General features: G+C 42.9%; 16 protein-coding genes. 7 read left to right on the forward strand and 9 right to left on the reverse strand.

Annotation, left to right across the window (positions count from 1 at the left end; genetic code table 11):
• The first annotated feature begins 88 nt into the window (after positions 1 to 88).
• Positions 89 to 964: an alpha/beta fold hydrolase gene (locus tag ACFSMW_RS12335; protein WP_390356043.1), complete on the forward strand. Its 876-nt coding sequence runs from the start codon at positions 89 to 91 to the stop codon at positions 962 to 964.
• Positions 965 to 1,463: 499 nt separating this feature from the next.
• On the forward strand, positions 1,464 to 2,723 hold the full coding sequence (gene hflX / locus ACFSMW_RS12340) for a GTPase HflX (protein ID WP_390356044.1): 1,260 nt from the start codon (positions 1,464 to 1,466) through the stop codon (positions 2,721 to 2,723).
• A gap of 440 nt (positions 2,724 to 3,163) precedes the next feature.
• Here the strand turns inward: hflX and ACFSMW_RS12345 are convergent, their stop codons facing one another.
• Both ACFSMW_RS12345 and ACFSMW_RS12350 read right to left on the reverse strand, forming a co-directional pair.
• Positions 3,164 to 4,060: an AEC family transporter gene (locus ACFSMW_RS12345; protein ID WP_390356046.1), complete on the reverse strand. Its 897-nt coding sequence runs from the start codon at positions 4,058 to 4,060 to the stop codon at positions 3,164 to 3,166.
• A 152-nt stretch (positions 4,061 to 4,212) separates the two neighbouring features.
• A complete protein-coding gene (locus ACFSMW_RS12350) occupies positions 4,213 to 5,349 on the reverse strand; it encodes a conserved virulence factor C family protein (RefSeq protein ID WP_390356048.1) in 1,137 nt (378 codons plus the stop codon).
• Positions 5,350 to 5,622: 273 nt separating this feature from the next.
• On the opposite strand from ACFSMW_RS12350, the gene ACFSMW_RS12355 reads away from it, so the two are divergent.
• The 4 genes from ACFSMW_RS12355 (at position 5,623) to ACFSMW_RS12370 (ending at position 9,024) form a co-directional block, all read left to right on the forward strand.
• Complete coding sequence (locus ACFSMW_RS12355; RefSeq protein ID WP_390356050.1) at positions 5,623 to 6,399, forward strand: arginase family protein; 777 nt, start codon at positions 5,623 to 5,625, stop codon at positions 6,397 to 6,399.
• A gap of 76 nt (positions 6,400 to 6,475) precedes the next feature.
• Positions 6,476 to 7,888, forward strand: a complete 1,413-nt coding sequence (locus tag ACFSMW_RS12360) for a LysM peptidoglycan-binding domain-containing protein (RefSeq protein WP_390356051.1) — start codon at positions 6,476 to 6,478, stop codon at positions 7,886 to 7,888.
• 61 nt (positions 7,889 to 7,949) lie between these two features.
• Complete coding sequence (locus tag ACFSMW_RS12365; protein ID WP_390356053.1) at positions 7,950 to 8,399, forward strand: hypothetical protein; 450 nt, start codon at positions 7,950 to 7,952, stop codon at positions 8,397 to 8,399.
• Between the two features lie 148 nt (positions 8,400 to 8,547).
• A complete protein-coding gene (locus ACFSMW_RS12370) occupies positions 8,548 to 9,024 on the forward strand; it encodes an acyl-CoA thioesterase (RefSeq protein ID WP_390356055.1) in 477 nt (158 codons plus the stop codon).
• A gap of 50 nt (positions 9,025 to 9,074) precedes the next feature.
• Here ACFSMW_RS12370 and ACFSMW_RS12375 read toward each other — a convergent pair whose 3' ends face one another.
• The 5 genes from ACFSMW_RS12375 to ACFSMW_RS12395 all read right to left on the reverse strand — a co-directional run bounded on the left by ACFSMW_RS12375 (position 9,075) and on the right by ACFSMW_RS12395 (position 14,531).
• Positions 9,075 to 9,524, reverse strand: coding sequence for a YaiI/YqxD family protein (locus ACFSMW_RS12375; protein ID WP_390356434.1), 450 nt, complete (start codon positions 9,522 to 9,524; stop codon positions 9,075 to 9,077).
• 54 nt (positions 9,525 to 9,578) lie between these two features.
• The gene (gene thrB, locus ACFSMW_RS12380; RefSeq protein WP_390356056.1) at positions 9,579 to 10,511 is read right to left on the reverse strand and encodes a homoserine kinase; all 933 of its coding nucleotides are present in this window, start codon (positions 10,509 to 10,511) and stop codon (positions 9,579 to 9,581) included.
• The gene (gene thrC, locus ACFSMW_RS12385; protein WP_390356057.1) at positions 10,508 to 11,569 is read right to left on the reverse strand and encodes a threonine synthase; all 1,062 of its coding nucleotides are present in this window, start codon (positions 11,567 to 11,569) and stop codon (positions 10,508 to 10,510) included. Before thrC ends, thrB begins: the two co-directional genes overlap by 4 nt.
• A complete protein-coding gene (locus tag ACFSMW_RS12390; protein WP_390356059.1) occupies positions 11,562 to 12,866 on the reverse strand; it encodes a homoserine dehydrogenase in 1,305 nt (434 codons plus the stop codon). Before ACFSMW_RS12390 ends, thrC begins: the two co-directional genes overlap by 8 nt.
• Positions 12,867 to 13,394: 528 nt before the next feature.
• Entirely contained in the window at positions 13,395 to 14,531 is a 1,137-nt protein-coding gene (locus tag ACFSMW_RS12395; protein ID WP_390356061.1) for an AI-2E family transporter, read from the reverse strand.
• Between the two features lie 274 nt (positions 14,532 to 14,805).
• On the opposite strand from ACFSMW_RS12395, the gene ACFSMW_RS12400 reads away from it, so the two are divergent.
• Positions 14,806 to 15,264 carry a chemotaxis protein CheX gene (locus tag ACFSMW_RS12400; RefSeq protein ID WP_390356062.1) on the forward strand — a complete coding sequence of 153 codons (459 nt, stop codon included), beginning with the start codon at positions 14,806 to 14,808 and terminating at the stop codon, positions 15,262 to 15,264.
• A 57-nt stretch (positions 15,265 to 15,321) separates the two neighbouring features.
• On the opposite strand, the gene ACFSMW_RS12405 is transcribed toward ACFSMW_RS12400, so the two are convergent.
• Positions 15,322 to 16,893, reverse strand: coding sequence for a zinc ribbon domain-containing protein (locus ACFSMW_RS12405; protein ID WP_390356063.1), 1,572 nt, complete (start codon positions 16,891 to 16,893; stop codon positions 15,322 to 15,324).
• Between the two features lie 257 nt (positions 16,894 to 17,150).
• Entirely contained in the window at positions 17,151 to 18,308 is a 1,158-nt protein-coding gene (locus ACFSMW_RS12410) for an MFS transporter (protein ID WP_390356065.1), read from the reverse strand.
• Positions 18,309 to 18,473: the final 165 nt, after the last annotated feature.

The following is an 18,473-nucleotide window of genomic DNA, read 5'->3' on the forward strand; positions in this document are numbered from 1 at the left end:
TAGCATGAGATGAAAATTATGATGCATAGGTTCCTATTGAAAATATGTTGAAAGAATTTAAAGTACGCCGCGAATCGGGGGGAGGGCAATGGAAAGAAAAATCGGTACATATACAATAAATGGTCAAACTATCGAATATTCAATTACAGGAAAAGGAGAGATACCAATTCTGGTGATGCATGGCGGACATTCCAACTGTTATGAGGAATTTGGATATGCTCCCCTAATGAAAAGGGGATGTACAATAATTACACCTTCAAGGGCAGGTTATGGAAGCACTTCAAAAAAAATTGGAGAGAGTCTGTCTGCAGCCTGCGAAATTTACGTCAAGTTATTAAATTATTTAGGAATAGGAAAGGTTCACCTTCTTTCCATTTCAGCAGGTGGACCGAGTGGAATTTACTTTGCTTCACATTATCCAGAGAGGGTAAAAACATTGACATTACAGAGTGCAATCACGAAAGAATGGTATAGGCCTAAAGATAAAATATACCAAATGGCACAGATTTTATTTCATCCTTATTTGGAAAGGATGACATGGAAACTGACTTCTAGTATGAGCAATTGTTTTCCAAAGTTTATGTTTAAGCAACTGGCTTCTTCATTTAGCAATCTTCCGTATAAAAAAATCAAAGAAAAAATGTTGGAGAGTGACATGGAGGAAATCCGACGAATGAATAATCGTCAACGTTCGGGGCACGGATTTTTAATTGATTTGTCACAAACGAAGGAAATCACTGCAAAGGATTTGCATGCTATTACTTGTCCAACACTCATCATACACAGCAGACATGATGGGGTAGTCTCGTTGGAACATGCCCATTACGCACATCAGGAAATCCCAGACACCAGGTTATGTGTACTTGATACATGGGGACATTTAATATGGCTTGGCAAGGCATCTGAAGATGCAGATGTAAAATTTGCGGAGTTCCTCATTTATTATGCAAGATCAGACAAGTGAGTTTTCCTCGATCTGTTGCGGGAATTGGATGTGGTAACAGAAACAGTCACAAATTCCGTTAACAGAAAGAATGACTTTAGAAATTTCTTCATTTTCAGTTGTTATTGCTAGAAGGCTGTGTTATGCTGTAACTAACTTTGAACGAATGGAGGTTTTCCTGTTGAAGCTCAGACCGTTTTCCACACTTTGGACCGTTAACTGAATAGGCTCAAAGACTCTGCTTATGCTGCAGAGTGAACGGGATGGTCTGCCCTTTTTGCTGTGTGCGAAAACTGGATATTGGAATCCTGCAATTTCTACGTTCCATTTGGATGGAGGAAAGAAATGCATATTGCGGTCAGTTTTGCACCAAATCAGGAAACCTTTTAAATAGGATGGAGAAAAAGGAGGGAGAGCTTTCACCCTCTTTTTTGTTGTCCAAAAAAGTTATGATTGGGCATCCTATGTTTACCAAAAAGCATTTGCGGAGATTCTGTATTACAACCTTGGAGGGAATTTTATGAATGAAAAAGCAATATTAGCTGGTGTACAGTTGAATTCGAATGATACTGCTTTTGATTATTCGATGCAGGAACTACATGAACTCGCTGTAGCCTGTGAGCTGGAACCTGTTGGGCAAATCACACAGAAATTACCGCGGGTCAATAATAAATATGTTATTGGAACTGGAAAAATTGATGAATTACTGGCTATGCTTACAGAGAAAGAGGCATCCATCATCATTTTTGATGAAGAATTGTCACCAATGCAGATCCGTAATCTGGAGGAAAAGCTGGGATGTGATGTGGTGGATCGTACCATGCTTATCTTGGACATTTTCTCCAAGCGTGCGAAGACCCGCGAGTCGCAGCTCCAAGTAGAAGTTGCCAGGTTAAAATACATGCTTCCGCGTCTGGTGGGAAGCAGGGAATCACTTGGCCGGCAAGGCGGTGGTGTGGGATTGACTAATCGTGGTTCTGGTGAGACCAAGCTGGAGCTGGATCGCCGTAAAATTGAAGAACGAATTGCGAAATTGAATAAAGAACTTGCTGACGTAGTGGATCAGCGTCATATTCAGCGAAAAAAACGTCAGAAAAATGAGCAGCTGATTGTCTCACTTGTCGGTTATACCAATGCAGGTAAATCAACGATCATGAATACAATACTGGATAGAAGTGACGGGGCGGAAGAAAAACAAGTGTTTGAGAAAAACATGCTGTTTGCGACATTGGAAACGTCGGTACGCCACATAAAATTGGAAACAAACAAGGAATTTTTGCTGACGGATACGGTTGGTTTTATCGATAAATTGCCTCACCATTTGGTAAAAGCATTTCGTTCTACACTGGAAGAAGTGACGGAAGCTGATCTGCTTGTACATGTGATTGATTGCGCCAATCCGAATCATGAGCAGCACCGCCAGCTTACGAACGATATTTTACAGCAAATTGGTGCCGAAGATATACCGATGATTTATGCTTATAATAAGGCAGACCTTGCTGAAGTGGCATTCCCAATCGTACAGGATGATACAATTTACATGGCTGCCAAACAGTCCGGGATAAAGGAACTGCTGCAGCTCATCAGTGACCATATTTTCCAAAATGAAAAGCGCTATGAGATGAAGTTTCCTTATAGTGAAGGGCAACTAATTTCTTATTTCAATGAACATGGCAGAGTACTATCCGAAGAATACGAGGAAGATGGTATCCGGATGGTCGTAGAGTGCAGCGAAAAGATGGCCCGTAAATATGAAAAATTTGAAGTGTCGCCAACGTGAAATCAGAATAAAGAAAACCATGAAAGCTGCGCATTGGCGCTTTCATGGTTTTTAACGTGGAAAAAGACCGTGTTCCTAAGGATTATTGTCTTTGTCAACTTATGAAGTTTAATACGTAGTTCGTTCATATAGACTACGGTTCTGCTTATGTATCACGCAACAGGGGAAAATTACCAAAGTGAGTTGTTCATCAGGCATATGAACCCCCCATCCCCAGCGAAATCGCCGGAAAGAGTTGTTCATCGGTGTCATGAACCACCCATCCCCAGCAAAAACGTCATAATAAGTTGTTCATCCGGTTATACAGCTGGGGTTTGAGTCCATACCAACCAGAGCACCGGCAGAAATCAATCTGGCATTTACATCACAAGCTGCATCAATATCAGCAATCCAAACTAGATGAGTTATCGGATAATAGCACACCGTTTGATACGTATGGATCATACAACCAAATTCAATAAAATACTCAAGGTGATGATACTGGCTAGTGTTGATATCAATGTTATACTTGACACCAGCTCTGGTTCGGTATCGAACTCAATGGCGTACATGGTTGTTGTCGCCGCAGTGGGCATAGCCGAGATGATGATCAACACGGATGCAATTACCGGATCTACATGGACAATTTGCACAAACAGGAAGGCGATAATCGGCGCAGCAATCATTTTCAAAATAACTGCAGATGAGACAATTTGCCAGTTGAGCTTCAGCCCGGTAATAGAACCGAGCTGCATCCCCAGCATGATCATCATGACAGGAATGGCGGCGTCTCCCACCATTGATAATGTATCTTGAATGGCATCCGGAATCCCAATAGCAAAATAATGCATTATAAATGCCAGAATGGCTGCATAAGTGGTTGGCATTTTCATGACATTACTAAGCGCGCGTTTCATGCCGCTGGTGCTCCGTGAAGCATAGTATACGCCGAAAAAATTGTTCTGCAACGCCTGTACGACCATGATGAAAATAGCGTAGGGCAGAGCAGCCTGGCCAACACTGAATAAAACGACAGGCAGTCCATAATTGCCGGAATTCATGAATCCGGTAGCCAAAATGGAGGCACTCTCTTTTGCGGCGTCCCATTTAAAAATTTTAGCCAAAATTTTATTCAGTGCTACCATGATATAAAACAAAACAAACATAAAAATTAAAATGACCAAAAAACCTCTGTTAAATGTTGCCTTATATAAGCTCTCAAATACCAGGGCCGGTGAAAGGATGTATAAAGACACTGCGGATACTGATTTAACATCGAGCACCCTGATTCGCTGCAGGATGAAACCTGATGCAAACACTGCCATGATAGGCAAAATAACACTTATAAATAACCCCATCTTTCTTGCATCTCCAATTGTAAAAAAGTGCTTCACACTTCAGATTTTTTCTATGTATCTATCTAACCATAAAATAGCAAAGGCCAGTGTTGACCACCAGCCTTCATTATATTGCTTTGCACCGGATGACTTTCATGCACCACATGTCGCCTTCATCGTTTGACAGCCTCGGTCATTTGACTCCATATGGAGCCTTCTGCTTTTTGACCGCCTTCAATCCGTGCAAGGGCCATCTTTGCCTGCATGCGTACTTCGAACTCAGGGTCATTGATGGCTTCCTTTAATGCCGGGATTGCTGTCTCATCCCCAATTTCATATAAATACATGGCTGCTCTCCAACGAACGAGCCTGCTTTTATCTTTTAAAGTGGCAGCCATCTCCCCGATGGCTTCAGCAAACCCTAAATCTGAGAGGCAGTCGCCAGCGGTCCGTCTGACATTGACTGCGCCATCATGTAAAGCTTTATACAGGTAAGGGAGCACTTGCTTATCCTCGATCATGCCGAGATAAGCTGTTGCAAGCCGGCGAATGGAAGATTTTTCATCTTGCAGCGCTTTATCTAGCACAGGTAAGTCTGTCACTGAAGGATCCATTCGGTCAAGGGCGGCATACCGTTCTTTCCAGTTTGGCGCATCAAGCATGTCTAGTGTCACTTTTTTCCAAGGACTGGCTATTTGTTCATCAAATACTGGCCCTTTCTCAGCAAGCTGAATAAGTTTATTCAATCTATCTTCATCGTAGCTTGCGCTGACTTCCTCCACGATATCGTGGCCGATTTCCTCCATATTGCCATAGCGTGGACTTTTTTCATTCCATTTACGTTCCTCCAGCATATTGCCGGATGCCTTGGAAGCTTGCATAACAGCATTCATGAATCGTTCGGGGAGTCCGAAACGCTTTTCTTGTTCACCTTCCAGTAATTTAACCTGCATCGGGATATGCCGGAAAGTTTGAATATACACCTGTATTTCTCCAAAATGCTGATCGAGCCCGGAAGCTTCTGACTGGAAATCTTCCTCCAGCGCTTCCTTGCTGCCAAGTTGATCCCGTACTTGAGGAAGAATATCTTCCCAGGCGACTCTGGGATTTCTTTCTAATGCCAGAAAATCAATGACGCGATAGATTCCTTTTACACCATGGATGGCGAATAATTGCTGTATATAATCAGGAGCATTCTGTAAATCATCGGTTTGTTTGTAGTTTTCAGACTGGCCGTCAGGTAGTGCTTCATCCAAATTGATTTTCATCGAGTAAGGACTTGGTGTCGGTTCAATGGATACGATTTTCACGAGATTTCGTCCCCTTTCTCCATTTATCTTACTTCATTGTAGCAAACAGTCGCTGTTTAAACCAATAGAGCAGCTTTAACTGCCGATACGCAAACAACTCAGAAAACGACAAGTGAATGAGGCAAGTGGCAAATATGTATCAGGATTTCGCTAACGCCAACTTATCAGAATTTTGGCAGGAAATACAGCTTTTCATACGTTGGCAGCGGAACTTTGTTGTATAATATAAGTAGATTTGAGTTAGGGACATTTATCCAAAAGGAGTCGTTGTCAATGGACAATCAGATTGTAATGCTCAACTTTGATCAAAGTTATATTTATCAAAATTTCTATCGAAAAGAATCCGTGAAATGGCTGGATTTCACTGACATGTTGGGTGTTCATATGTTTTGTGAGAAATCAACTGCACAGCGAATCAGCGAAAAACTTCCAGATAGTAGTCAGGGAGCAGTCACTTTTCTCGGAGGGGGAAATTTTCATTACATATCATACTTGCTGATATCCAAAATAACACAGCCTTTTTCCTTGGTACTATTTGATCACCACACCGATATGCTGCCAAGTCCAAGTGAGGAGCTCATTTCTTGCGGCTCATGGGTATTAAAGGCTTTGGAAAGACTGCCTGCATTGCGAAAGGTCATCCTGATCGGGGTGAATGAACTGTGGCAGGAACAAATACCCCAAGCATTCCAGCATAAATTGTCCATTTTTGCGGAACATACATCACCACCCCCACAAACAATCATCGACGCTATTCCTACTGAAAACATTTATATCAGTATTGATAAAGATGTACTTGCCATGTCTGAGGCCCGAACAAATTGGGATCATGGGAGTCTGTCTCTTAAAGACCTGCTACTGATGACAAAGAACTTTTCTCATCAAAAACATTTGCTTGGTGTGGATGTGTGCGGGGAATATCCCTTCACACCTCAGACCGCACAGCACACAGTGACAAAAATTGCATTGCAGAAAAATGATTTAGCTAACTGGCATATTTTGAACGCATGCCAAAAACAAAAAGCGCCCCTTCATCTTATGACCTGTTAAATTTCTCTTGTTATCACCTTGCCAAGCTCTCTTTGAATATCATGATAGGTAGATAACACAAAATGGAGGAATGAAGATGATCATTTATGTGGTGAAATCCGGAGATACATTGTGGCAGATTGCCCAAAGACACGGCAGTGAGCTGAACCAGGTCATTTTGGCAAATCAAATTGCTGACCCATCAAGGCTTGTTATTGGGCAGGCACTTGTTATTCCGCAACCGGAACTGGAATATGTTTTTCAAACTGGGGATAGTTTGGCACGGATCGCAAGTGATTATGGGGTTTCAGTCCAAGCATTGATGCAGGCTAATAATATTTCCGATCCGGGTTTGGTATTTGCTGGTGATATGTTAAAAATTCCAAGTGTGGCACATACAGTCCGTGCAGGGGAAACGCTGCAGACGCTAGCCAACCATTATCATGTAACAGTAGCACGGATTGCGCAGGCGAACGGATTGGGAGTGGGGGCACAGTTGTCTGTCGGACAAATATTGCATATCCCTATTTTGGCACGGCCTGTGAAAGAGATCAATGCCTATACAACCAATGTGAATGAAGCAGGTGCTCAGGAAGCCTTAAGACTGGGAAGGAATTTCACGTATTTATCCCCTTTCATGCACGCTGTGAAAGAAGATGGTACATTTACAGCGATGCAGGACCAGGACTTATTGCAAGCAGCCAGCAGAACGAACACTGCCCCCCTCTTTGTGATTACCAATTTTAAAAACAGTAATTTCGATTCTGATTTGGCAGCAGCGATTCTGCGTAATCAGTCTATACAGGAAACGTTGATAACGAATATACTCACGGAAATGAAAAGCAAAGGCTACCGTGGTTTAAATATTGACTTTGAATATGTATATCCGGAGGATCGTGAAAATTACAATGCCTTTTTGCGCCGGGTAGTGGCACGGCTGCATCCGGAAGGATTTTTGGTCTCTACTGCTGTGGCACCGAAAGAACGGGCGGATCAGCCTGGCCTGCTATATGAGGCACACGACTATAACGCTCATGGTGAAATCGTCGATTTTGTCATTCCAATGACATACGAATGGGGGTGGGCTGGAGGTAAGCCGTGGGCTATTGCGCCAATCAATAAAATGCGGGACGTGTTGGATTATGCAGTGACCGCCATTCCTCCCGAAAAAATCATTACCGGTCTCCCGCTTTATGGGCGTGATTGGAAAATACCTTGGCAGGAAGGGACCATCGCCCGTACCATTAGCCCGGAAGAAGCAGTAGATCTGGCAGCTCGGTACAATGAAGCTATCTCATATAACAAAACATACGAGGCGCCACATTTTCAGTATACAGATGAGCAGGGCCAAAGACATGAGGTTTGGTTTGAAGATGCACGCAGCATGCAAGCTAAATACGACTTGATTAAGGAATATGGATTGCGCGGCGGAAGCTACTGGGTGCTGGGAAATCCATTCCCGCAGAATTGGCCGGTACTTGAAAATAATTTCAAAGTCCGAAAACTGTAAGCTGGCAGGTTTTTGTGGTAAGATGCTTGTTAGAATATTTTCAGATAAGGGGAGAGGATTGTTGGATACATCTATAAAACTAGCGACCATCGTTAAGGGAATGAAGTGGCACACAGAAAAATCTCTTCCCTTTTTAAATAAAAATACGGGAGCGGTTATCTATACACAGCGCCCTTTTCTGCTAGATGCGAAAGGGGAGGAGTTTGTCGGTGATTTACTGGATTGGCAGCTGCGCGAAATGGAGCTTGCTTACGATATTGTAGAACGTCCGGAGAAATATGCAGAAATACCCGCATTGGATTGGCCTGAACTGAGAAGTGAGTTTTGTAAAGCACAGCTGGAGGATATCCGTCCTTCCTTGATGGCGGCTGCGGACAGTCAGGAGACTTTTGATATCGTACTGGCCCGGCAGGGATTAACAGATGTTTGGGAGAGATATGTCGATGAAAAAGCTGAAATAGCAGCCTTGGTATTCTGTGAGGAACATGGATTGAATAATAAGACATCTTGAGATAGGCTTTTGGTCTGAGGTGAAATAGTGTACAATAATGGCTGGTGTTGCTTATCTGAAGGCTTTTCAAACGATGGCAGCGCTTTTAGCAAATATGATAACCTTCTTTTCTTTTGAAAAGGAAGGTTGTTTTTTGGAGGACAAGCTTGTGGATAAAATTGCTATAAATGCTACAAAAACGATACAGACAAGACTCGTATTACCCCCGGACACGAATCATTTGGGTACGATTTTTGGAGGGAAAGTATTAGCTTATATTGATGAAATCGCTGCATTGACAGCGATGAAGCACTCGAACAGTTATGTTGTCACTGCATCGATCGATTCAGTCGATTTCCTTTCCCCTGCTAAAGCGGGAGACTCATTGACACTCGAATCCTATGTCACTTATACAGGTACAAGCTCGATGGAAGTGTATGTAAGGGTCACGGCAATGGATCTGATCAAGCATGAAGAAAAACTGACGACAGAATCCTTTTTGACGATGGTCGCTGTAGATCAAGAAGGGAAACCGATTCCTGTACCGGGGGTGTACCCGGAGAGTGAAGAAGAAAGGCAATTATATGAAACAGGACCATTTCGGAAAGAACATCGGCAAAACCGTGTAGCTTTACGAAAGAAATAAGCCTTTTTTCACTAATCCGGCCGCACGGCTCCAATATTAAAAATGGTAACTTACTCTTCTATCCGTTCCCTTAGCACGTTGCGTAATAGTTCTTCAAATTTTTTTCGGTCATCATTTGTAAAAGCCTTCGGGCCTTTGGTGCGCTGACCCGCTTTCCTTGCTTTGGCACTTAGATGGCGGGTTTGCAGAAGCTGTTCAATATTTTTGTTTGTGTACTGGAAACCTTTGTGGTGCAGGATAATGCAGTCCTTCCCCAGAGCGAGTGATGCAAGTCCATAGTCCTGTGTGATAATCATGTCCCCTTTTTTGGCTAATTGGATAATGCGATAATCTGCTGCATCTGAGCCGGGATCGACATAAACGGTTTCAGCCCCCTCTACTTGTTTGTTGGAGAAGTGGCTGAAACTCATTACCAATGTAACAGGTATATTGTATGAACGGGCTACAGAAACAATGGTATCTTTCACCGGGCAAGCATCAGCATCCACATAAATCTTCATCATAAAAAACCTTTCCCTTTCCGCGATAGAACCCCGTAGCACACTTTAGTGCTTTCATATGTTATCCAGGTGTGGCACTGTTTCTGCGCGCACTTCCAAACCGCTTTGGTTGAAGGAAGTTGCTGCAACCTGGTATGTTGGCAGGATTTCTGCCATTCTCTTTGCTATTTGTTCAGCTTTTGTTTTTGGGGCGAGTGAAAGCATACTCGGCCCTGCACCGCTGATGACTGTTGCATAGGCTCCAAGCTGCTTTGCTTCCTGTTTAATTTTATCATAATCAGGAAGTAATTCAGCTCGGTATGGTTCGTGGAATTTGTCTTTCTCCATCCAATTACCTGCCTGTTCATAATCACCCTTCAGCACGGAGGCAATCATCATATTGCTGACAGCACTGGCATTCACAGCTTCCGCTCTGCTTAATTGCCGGGGCAGGACACCTCGGGCCGCCGCTGTTCGCAATTCAAAATCCGGGATATATAATACAGCTTGCACTTCTTTTAACATTGGTATCCGTACATAGTCAACTTCATGCGAAGCGTCATCGGTATGCTGGGCGGCCACAACAAGTCCGCCGAACAGAGCAGCTGCAACATTATCTGGATGTCCCTCAGTCTCTGTGGCAGCAGTCAGTATCTGTTCCTTGCTGAGACGGAGATCACATATTTGATCCGCCAGTTCAATTCCAGCAAGTACAGCGGATGCGCTGCTGCCCAGACCGCGGGCAAAGGGGATTTCGCTTGTTACTGCAACATGATGCGGAGCCATTTTCATGCCATGCAAGCCAGCTGTCTGCAATGCAATTTGATAAATGAGATGCTCCTCATATGGCGGGCAATCAGCCAGCAACGCAGAGTGATGTGAAAACTGCCAGGAATCACTTTTCTGCACATCCAAAGTCAAAAAGCGATCCAATGCAATACCAACCGAATCGAACCCCGGGCCGAGGTTGGCTGAGCTTGCTGGTACGCGAATTTGAAAAGCCATCATGCTTCAACCTCTGTTTGAAAATATTCACGAACCTTTTTCGCATTGTTTGGCAAGGAGACCGGCTGAACCTCCACTTGATCAAGCGCAGTCTGTGGATCTTTCAACCCATTACCTGTTAAAACCGCAACAACCTTGCTGCCGGAGGAAATTTGGTTTTCCTTGCACTGCTGTATAACCCCGGCAATGGAAGCACATGACCCTGGCTCCGCAAAAACACCTTCGAGTCGTGGAAGCAGACGGAAAGCCTGCAAGATTTCCTCATCACTGACAGAAGTGATGATTCCGCTGGATTCTTCTTGAGCCTGAACTGCCAATTCCCAACTGGCAGGATTACCGATACGAATAGCTGTCGCAACTGTTTCAGGGGTAGAAATGACTTCATTTTGTGTAATTGCAGCTGCTCCTTCCGCTTCGAATCCGAACATTTTCGGAAGGCCGCATCTATGCTGTTCATTATATTCTTTAAAGCCTTTCCAATAGGCACTGATATTCCCTGCGTTGCCGACCGGGATAGCAAGCACATCCGGTACGCTGCCCAGCTGTTCGATTACTTCGAATGCTGCTGTTTTTTGTCCTGCCAGTCGATATGGGTTGACTGAGTTTACAAGTGTCACGGGCATGGTTTCGCTCATTTCTTTCACGATGTTGAGCGCATCATCGAAATTGCCATCGATTTCAACGATTTTGGCACCATACATGACAGCCTGTGCCAGTTTCCCCAATGCAACTTTTCCTTTAGGAATGACAATGATGGCTTGCATACCAGCCTGAGCCGCATAAGCAGCTGCTGAGGCGGAGGTGTTTCCAGTCGAAGCACAAACAACAGTATTGCTGCCAGCCTCTTTGGCTTTAGCTACTGCCATCACCATACCCCGGTCTTTGAAGGAACCTGTCGGATTAGCTCCTTCGATTTTGGCGTACAGCTCGATACCCAATTTATTGGAAAAATGTTTTAAATAGACGAGAGGCGTATTGCCCTCGTGAAGTGTTAATGCTGGTGTCTTGTCCGTCAATGGGAGATATGCCTTGTAAGATTGCAGTATTCCATTATTAATCATTTTTTTCCACGCCTTCCACGCGATAATAGCTTTGAATCGATTCCAAGCTTTCCATTTCTTGTAGCTGCTCTAATGTTGTTTGGAAATTCGCCAGAGATGTCTGATGGGTTACGAGAATGACTTCGGCTAGCTGATTTTTGCTGGCAGGCCGTTGTATGATGCGTTCGAAGCTGATTTCTTTGTCATGAAATAGCTGCGAAATGCTGGCAAACACCCCTGCCTTATCCTTTACATGCAAACGGACATAGAACTTTGCGAATCGACGTTCATCCGGAGTAATCTCTTTATCGAGACCGGCTATCAGATTGCTTTTGCCAGTAATACCTAAAAGCATATTTTTCACGACTGCCATGATGTCGGAAACAACAGCTGTGGCAGTAGGCATGCTGCCTGCACCGGGACCGTAGAACATTGTTTCACCAACAGCTTCTCCTTTTATATAAACAGCATTATATTCATTTTTTACACCTGCTAATGGATGTTTTTTATCAAAGAAGGTCGGCTGGACACTGATTTCGATGCTGCCGTTTTCTTTTTTGGCAAAACCGATCAATTTCATCACATAACCAAGCTGGTTACCGTATTCTAAGTCTTTGAGTGCAATATCCGTAATCCCAGAGGTCTCTACATCATCCAGCTCCACATTCATAGAGAACGCCAATCTGGATAGGATAGCCATTTTACGGGCAGCATCCAGTCCTTCGATATCGGCAGTAGGATCCGCTTCAGCAAACCCAAGGTTCTGCGCATCTCCCAGCGCCTTGTCAAAGGATACATGATCTTCATCCATCTTTGTCAAAATATAATTGGTGGTACCATTGACAATCCCCATGACTTCCTGAATGCGATCCGAAATGAGGCCGTCGGTCAGTCCGCGCAGTACAGGTATACCGCCGCCCACACTTGCCTCATAAAATAGATCACAATGGTTTTCACTCGCTACTTCCAGTAATTCCTGTCCATGCAGCGCGATTAAATCTTTATTGGCTGTGACAACATGCTTTTTATTTTGTAACGCATGGCGGATATGCTTTCTGGCCTCTTCAATACCGCCCATCACTTCCACAATGATATCAATGTCAGGATCATTGAGCACCTCTGCAGGGTCTGTTGTGAGCTTTGGAGAATGCAGTGGCAAATCACGCTGCTTTTCCTTATCACGAACCAAAATATGTTTTACTGTCACATCGCATCCGAGCTTTTGGGAAAGTTCTTCACGATGATTTTCGATCATTTTGACAACGCCTGATCCAACAACACCAAAACCAAGTAAACCAATAGAAACCTGTTTTTGCAATCCTCTCAACTCCTGATTTTGTACTTTTAGAAGATACATATGTTTATATATGAAGAACATTATAAACCCTTCTGTTTCGGAATTGCAATACAAAAGGTGAAATTTTCTTATTATTCTTTCGTGTGTAGTACCAAATACCATATTGCAGCCATTCTAAATGCTGTTGACAAATAATTCAAATGAATATATGTCATACTGGTGCATGGCTGCACTTATCTACATAGCAAAGAGGCGACATTTGAAAGGTAAACCGGCCGCTTATTGGATAGGGCATAGATATTGATTCATTTTTCTACAGCAGCCAACAGCGTATCTGAATGTAAGTCCCAAAGAATATTAACATAGAAGCGGATGATGATTGATGGCTAGATTAGCAACAAAAAAGAATGCAGTGTTGATAGAAAGGTACTGGAAATCGCCAGGATTTTAGATGGTTGGGATTTCTTAACCCAAAAGACGCCCCCTCAAATTCCAAAAAGGGAATTTGGAGGCGCCTTTTTAATGAAATAAGGGGTTTTATCCCTCCGTTCACTCTTCAAAACTGCCATATCTGTCGCCGTAATAGCGGTTGTAGCGAAGTTTGAACTTTTTATACAGATATTGCACGATTACTTTGACAAGGGCGTAGCCTGGGATACCAAGTATGACCCCGAAAATACCGAATAGATTCCCGGAAATCAGCAATACGAACATAATGGTAAGCGGGTGGATTTTCATTGTACGCCCCATGATATTTGGCGAAATGAAATGCCCTTCGAGAAATTGCACAGCAATCCAGACAAAGGCCAGTTTCAGCAGCATAAAGGGCCCGCTGACTATGGCGATAATGATTGCTGGCGAAATGGCGATCATTGGTCCCAAGTAAGGTACAACACTTGTGACGGCCGCAGTGATAGCCAGAATAATGGCATAATCGAGTCCAATAATCAAATAGCCGATATAAAGCAGAATGCCGATGCAGCTGGCAACAATGATCTGGCCACGGATATATGATCCGACTTGCACATCCATATTTTTCAAAATCTGGTCTGCATCATTACGGTATTTAGGAGGCAGCAGGTACAGACAATACTGCTTAAAACGGGCACTGTCCTTTAGCAAAAAGAACAGTACGAATGGGAATGTGATCAGTGCGATCACAACGTGCGTCAAGGTACTGGCGACATTTTTAATGCCTTCCACAGCACCGCCAAGGTATTCGGAAATCTTGCTGGTGACTTCGTTTAAATTGGAGGTGACCCAATCATAGCCTTCATCATAATATTGTCCTAAAAAGGAATGATCGATTGTCTTTCGCAGTGAGTCAGCCATCTGTGTGACATAGTCCGGAAAGCTCTTAACCAAGTCACGCACCTGTTCTTCCACCAATGGAGCGATCAGCAAGGTAATGCCTGTAATCAATCCGGCAATTGCTAAAATCAGAATCAATATACCCCAAATTCGTCTAATATGAACTTTTTCCAGAAGGTTCACAATCGGATTCATTAGGTAATATGCGATGAATGCTAGGATGACAGGAGCTACCATCGTGGAGATGATCACGATAATCGGATGGAAAATAAACGAAATCTGATTATATATCAGAATGGCGAAGCCGATCAGTATCAAAACTAGCAGGGTGAAAATCAGATCACGCCCGCCGATGAACTTCATGAATTGCGACATCCACTTCTTATCCATGTATCCACAGAACTTATTTGCATGGAGAGTGCAATAAGTCTATTTCTCTCCCTTCTTACGGTTTATATCTTTTACGTTTATTATAGATGAATTTCCATTTAATTTCATTATCAAACCTATAGACTGTAAAAGTTTACGTCTGCTGAAGAAGACAGCTCGTCTAAAAATTAAATAATGGATGAAATGTTTATGGATAATGTTGTCTGGCCGATATATATATAGCAAGCACATTTGATGCAAAAAATGAAGGAGCGGAGTTATGGCAAAAACTGCTGTTAAAAGTAAGGAAATCACTATTTTGCTTAATGGGACAATATCTGCTATCAAAGGGATCGTGCAGGTAGATTATCATACAGAAAAACCAAGATTGGAGGCTAGTCATTTTCAATTGCAATATGGGGTATTGATTGGCATCACAGGAGATTTATCGGGAAAAATGGTGTTTTCCGGGCGTCCAGACATATTTGCTTATCTAGGCCAGTCCCTTTTTGGTATGCCACTGGAAGGGGAGATGCTTACTTCCTTCAGCGGCGAACTCGGCAATATGATCGCGGGCTCAGTGGCTACTGCCATGGCAGTTGAAGGACTTCATGTAGATATCACCGCACCAACTTTAATGAAGGGTGAAACAGAATTATCCGGTTATGCGCAAGCCATTCATGTTGGTTTGAATTTCCAGGAAACGGACCAATTGAATGTCCATCTTGTATTGGATTGAATGAAATGAAAGAACGGGGCAGGGAAATATATCCTGCTCCGTTTATGATGAGGGTAATTATTCTTTCTTTTCTTTTTTGCTGACAGCTTTTTTCTTGGTATCAGCTTTATTGATTTCGAATTCTACGCCTTCATTGGTGCCGACGAAATTATACTCTTTTTTGAAATGGTCCAAAACCCATTCTTCTTTCTTCTCATCAAAATATACAGTGAAGGTGAATGCATGGGCATATATGTCATTCTCATAATCGCCGCCGCCCACCCACAGAAAATAGCGATCATTTTTTTCAAGTAACGTAACGTCGATCATGATATTTAGCGTATACGCACTTAAGCCATCGTTGTATGAGACATTCCTGAAATCATCTTTTCTAAAATTAGTTTTCAGCAGTTTAGCAGTGTATTTCTTCTTCTTTTCTTTGATGCTGCGAATATCTTTTTTAGCCTGATGGACAAGGTTTTCCGAGACCTTTCCTTTGAGATAAGAGGTATCTTTCTTGGTCATTGCTTTATCAAAATATTGGTCGATTGTATCGTTCAATTGATCCATCAAAGCTTTTTGCTGTTCCTCATTCAGAACGAATATTTGTTCAAAAAGCGTATAATCACTATCCACCGTTATTGTTTCACTTTTTGCTGTGCCCCAGGGATATTCTTTTTCTGCATGTATTTTTACTGAGCCATCGACAGGCAGCATACCGATTTCTTGCGAATTGTTGTCCAGTTTGATATCTGTTTTCTTGTCATTGATGAACAAGGTGTATCCACCGTCAGTCGAGTCCACTTTGGAAGTAACTTCCTTCAAGTCAAACTGGAAGGACTTATCTAATGATTTCTCCCCCAGGGCGAATAAATCCAGGTTTTCATGTTGGTTTGTTTCTACATATTTACTTTTGTACACAGCTTTAATTTCATGGTTTCCAGGCATGAGCGGACCAAGTTCTTGAGGCTCTCCATCTTTGGAAGACCCCATTTTCGTATCATCGACGTAAAAGTCTATGTCATCCTGATTGGCGGTTGCTTTCACGAAAGCAGGGACAATGGATAACTTGTAATCATTGAACAATGCCCATTTTTTTCCGCGCTTCTCAATGTTGATCGTTGCGTATTTTCCGTAGGAGTATGTATCAGCAGTCTTGCTCTTCACTTGCTGCTTCATTTTTTCAATCAAGCTTTGCAGCTGATCAGGATGCTCCTCTAAATAATGAACGAATTTTTTTGTGTTATCTGTAGTGATTTTCAAGTCATCGTCATCTGATGTCAGCATGCTTTTGACCTTTTGGATGTCTTTATCTTTTACTGCCTGATCAAAGCTGTCGATCTTACTATCGGGTTTATATCGACTGCTTCCGACAGCGTAAGCCGAAGAGAAAAGGATAATAAACACGATGATTGCTGAACCTAATATAATCCATTTCTTACTGATTTTTCTTCGGGGTTTCATTTCCTGCTCAAATGGTTCGGGGGGGACAGGGTTGACAGTGGCGGCATTTTCTTGTAAAGCATCCTTGTTTTCTCCATTATCGGTTTGCTGTGTGGCATGTTCGTATTCAGCCTTCAGCTGATGTCCACACTCTTTACAAAAACGGGCACCTTCCTTCACCTTGTGCCCGCAATGTTTGCAATACATATTCCTCAGCACCTTTTACTAAATTTTTCAGATATTATCATCCTACCATAATAACTGCATGAAAAAGACGGAATATATATAGAAAGTGACTTAAGTACTATGAATTTTGAATAAAAAGTCAACCTTGTTTGAGGTGGTTTAAGAAGAAAAGCAGGGGAGGGAGTGGGGCTTGAAGCAGCAGTTTGCAATTGAATGGCAAACTGCCGATCTTGAATTTCAGGTCTTGCAGTTGAATCGCATTGCTGCTGCTTCCGTTATTACATCCTTTTAGCTACAGTGGCTTTCTCGTGCATTGATATCAGGGCAGTTCCGAGCGAGAGAAGGACAAGGATGCCGCCCACAAGTGCATTATGTTCTACAGAAAAATGTCCGATGACAATACCGCCTATGAGTGAACCGATGGCAATGCCGAAATGCAAGGATGAGTTATTCAGGCTCTGCTGTATATCGGATGTTTCCGGTGAAGTTTCAATCAAATAGCTTTGCATCGCTGGGGACATTGCCCAGCTCATCATACCCCAGATGACCATCAGTAATAGGAATAATACAAGGGCGAAGGTCGTGTAAGGAATTGCGAAAATTGCAATGGCGAATAGAATGATAACTGACAAGATAGTTTGTTTTGTACCGATTAAATCAGCAAGTGTACCGCCAAATCCGCCCCCCGTAACAGCTGCTATTCCGAATATAAGGTATGCCGCACTTACCCATGTGCCTTGCATACCCATTGTTGTTTTTAGAAAGGGTGTCAAATAGGCGTACAATGTCGTGTGGCCAGCCATGAATAAAAAGGTTGTTGACTGGGCAAAAAATATTTTTCTGTTTTTTAATGAAGCAAGCTGCTTGCTTAGCGGTATGGAAGGGCGAGGTTCCACTTTATCCATAAACAATATAACGCCAAGTATCGAAAGCAGTGCCAGCAAAGAAATCAGAACGAACGGGGCTCTCCATCCGAAGGAATTGCCAAGTATCAACCCAAGCGGCACGCCAAGCACTAATGAGGCACTGACTCCCATGGAGACGATTCCGATCGCACGGCCGCGATATTTCGGATCTACAATTGTCGGTGCCATAACGAGACAGAGGATGATCAACAGCGAAGCGCTTAATGCGGAAACGATTCTGCCAAGGAACAAAATGGTGTAGTTCGGACTGAATACGGTTATCAGGTTACCAATAAAAAAGAATACTAAGAATACGGTGGTCAGCTGCTTTCTTTCAACTTTTGCAGTAAGAACGAGCAAAATGGGCCCGGCAATTGCAAGAATCAAAGAGAAGATGGTGATCAGCAGTCCTGCTTCCCCAAGGCTTACGTGCAAATCTGCTGCAATTAAATCAAGAATACCGCCTATAATCAACTCGACCATACCGACGATAAAAGAAATGACCATTAAAAAGTAAACACGTTTATCCATTATTTTCTGCCTTTCTGTATAGCGAAGTACATCGATTATATCGCAATTCCGAAAAGGAATAAATACAAGCTTTTGAAGCTTGATCATCCAAAAGAAAAAATCTTGGAAAACAGCAGTAATCCGCAGTGGCCGATCTGATTCATTTTTGTTGCTCAGGAAGCTTTG

The sequence above is a fragment of the Tigheibacillus halophilus genome (assembly GCF_042683165.1).
Classification (GTDB): Bacteria; Bacillota; Bacilli; order Bacillales; family Amphibacillaceae; genus Tigheibacillus; species Tigheibacillus halophilus.

Bases quoted from the DNA above. Each gene is read 5' to 3' on its own strand.
- ACFSMW_RS12405 (WP_390356063.1), bottom strand. From the start codon at position 16,893: ATGTATTGCAAACATTGCGGGCACAAGGTGAAGGAAGGTGCCCGTTTT.
- ACFSMW_RS12400 (WP_390356062.1), top strand. From the start codon at position 14,806: ATGGCAAAAACTGCTGTTAAAAGTAAGGAAATCACTATTTTGCTTAAT.
- ACFSMW_RS12355 (WP_390356050.1), top strand. From the start codon at position 5,623: ATGGACAATCAGATTGTAATGCTCAACTTTGATCAAAGTTATATTTAT.
- thrB (WP_390356056.1), bottom strand. From the start codon at position 10,511: ATGATGGCTTTTCAAATTCGCGTACCAGCAAGCTCAGCCAACCTCGGC.
- ACFSMW_RS12375 (WP_390356434.1), bottom strand. From the start codon at position 9,524: ATGAAGATTTATGTGGATGCTGATGCTTGCCCGGTGAAAGATACCATT.
- ACFSMW_RS12395 (WP_390356061.1), bottom strand. From the start codon at position 14,531: ATGTCGCAATTCATGAAGTTCATCGGCGGGCGTGATCTGATTTTCACC.
- thrC (WP_390356057.1), bottom strand. From the start codon at position 11,569: ATGATTAATAATGGAATACTGCAATCTTACAAGGCATATCTCCCATTG.
- ACFSMW_RS12345 (WP_390356046.1), bottom strand. From the start codon at position 4,060: ATGGGGTTATTTATAAGTGTTATTTTGCCTATCATGGCAGTGTTTGCA.
- ACFSMW_RS12335 (WP_390356043.1), top strand. From the start codon at position 89: ATGGAAAGAAAAATCGGTACATATACAATAAATGGTCAAACTATCGAA.
- ACFSMW_RS12410 (WP_390356065.1), bottom strand. From the start codon at position 18,308: ATGGATAAACGTGTTTACTTTTTAATGGTCATTTCTTTTATCGTCGGT.
- ACFSMW_RS12360 (WP_390356051.1), top strand. From the start codon at position 6,476: ATGATCATTTATGTGGTGAAATCCGGAGATACATTGTGGCAGATTGCC.
- hflX (WP_390356044.1), top strand. From the start codon at position 1,464: ATGAATGAAAAAGCAATATTAGCTGGTGTACAGTTGAATTCGAATGAT.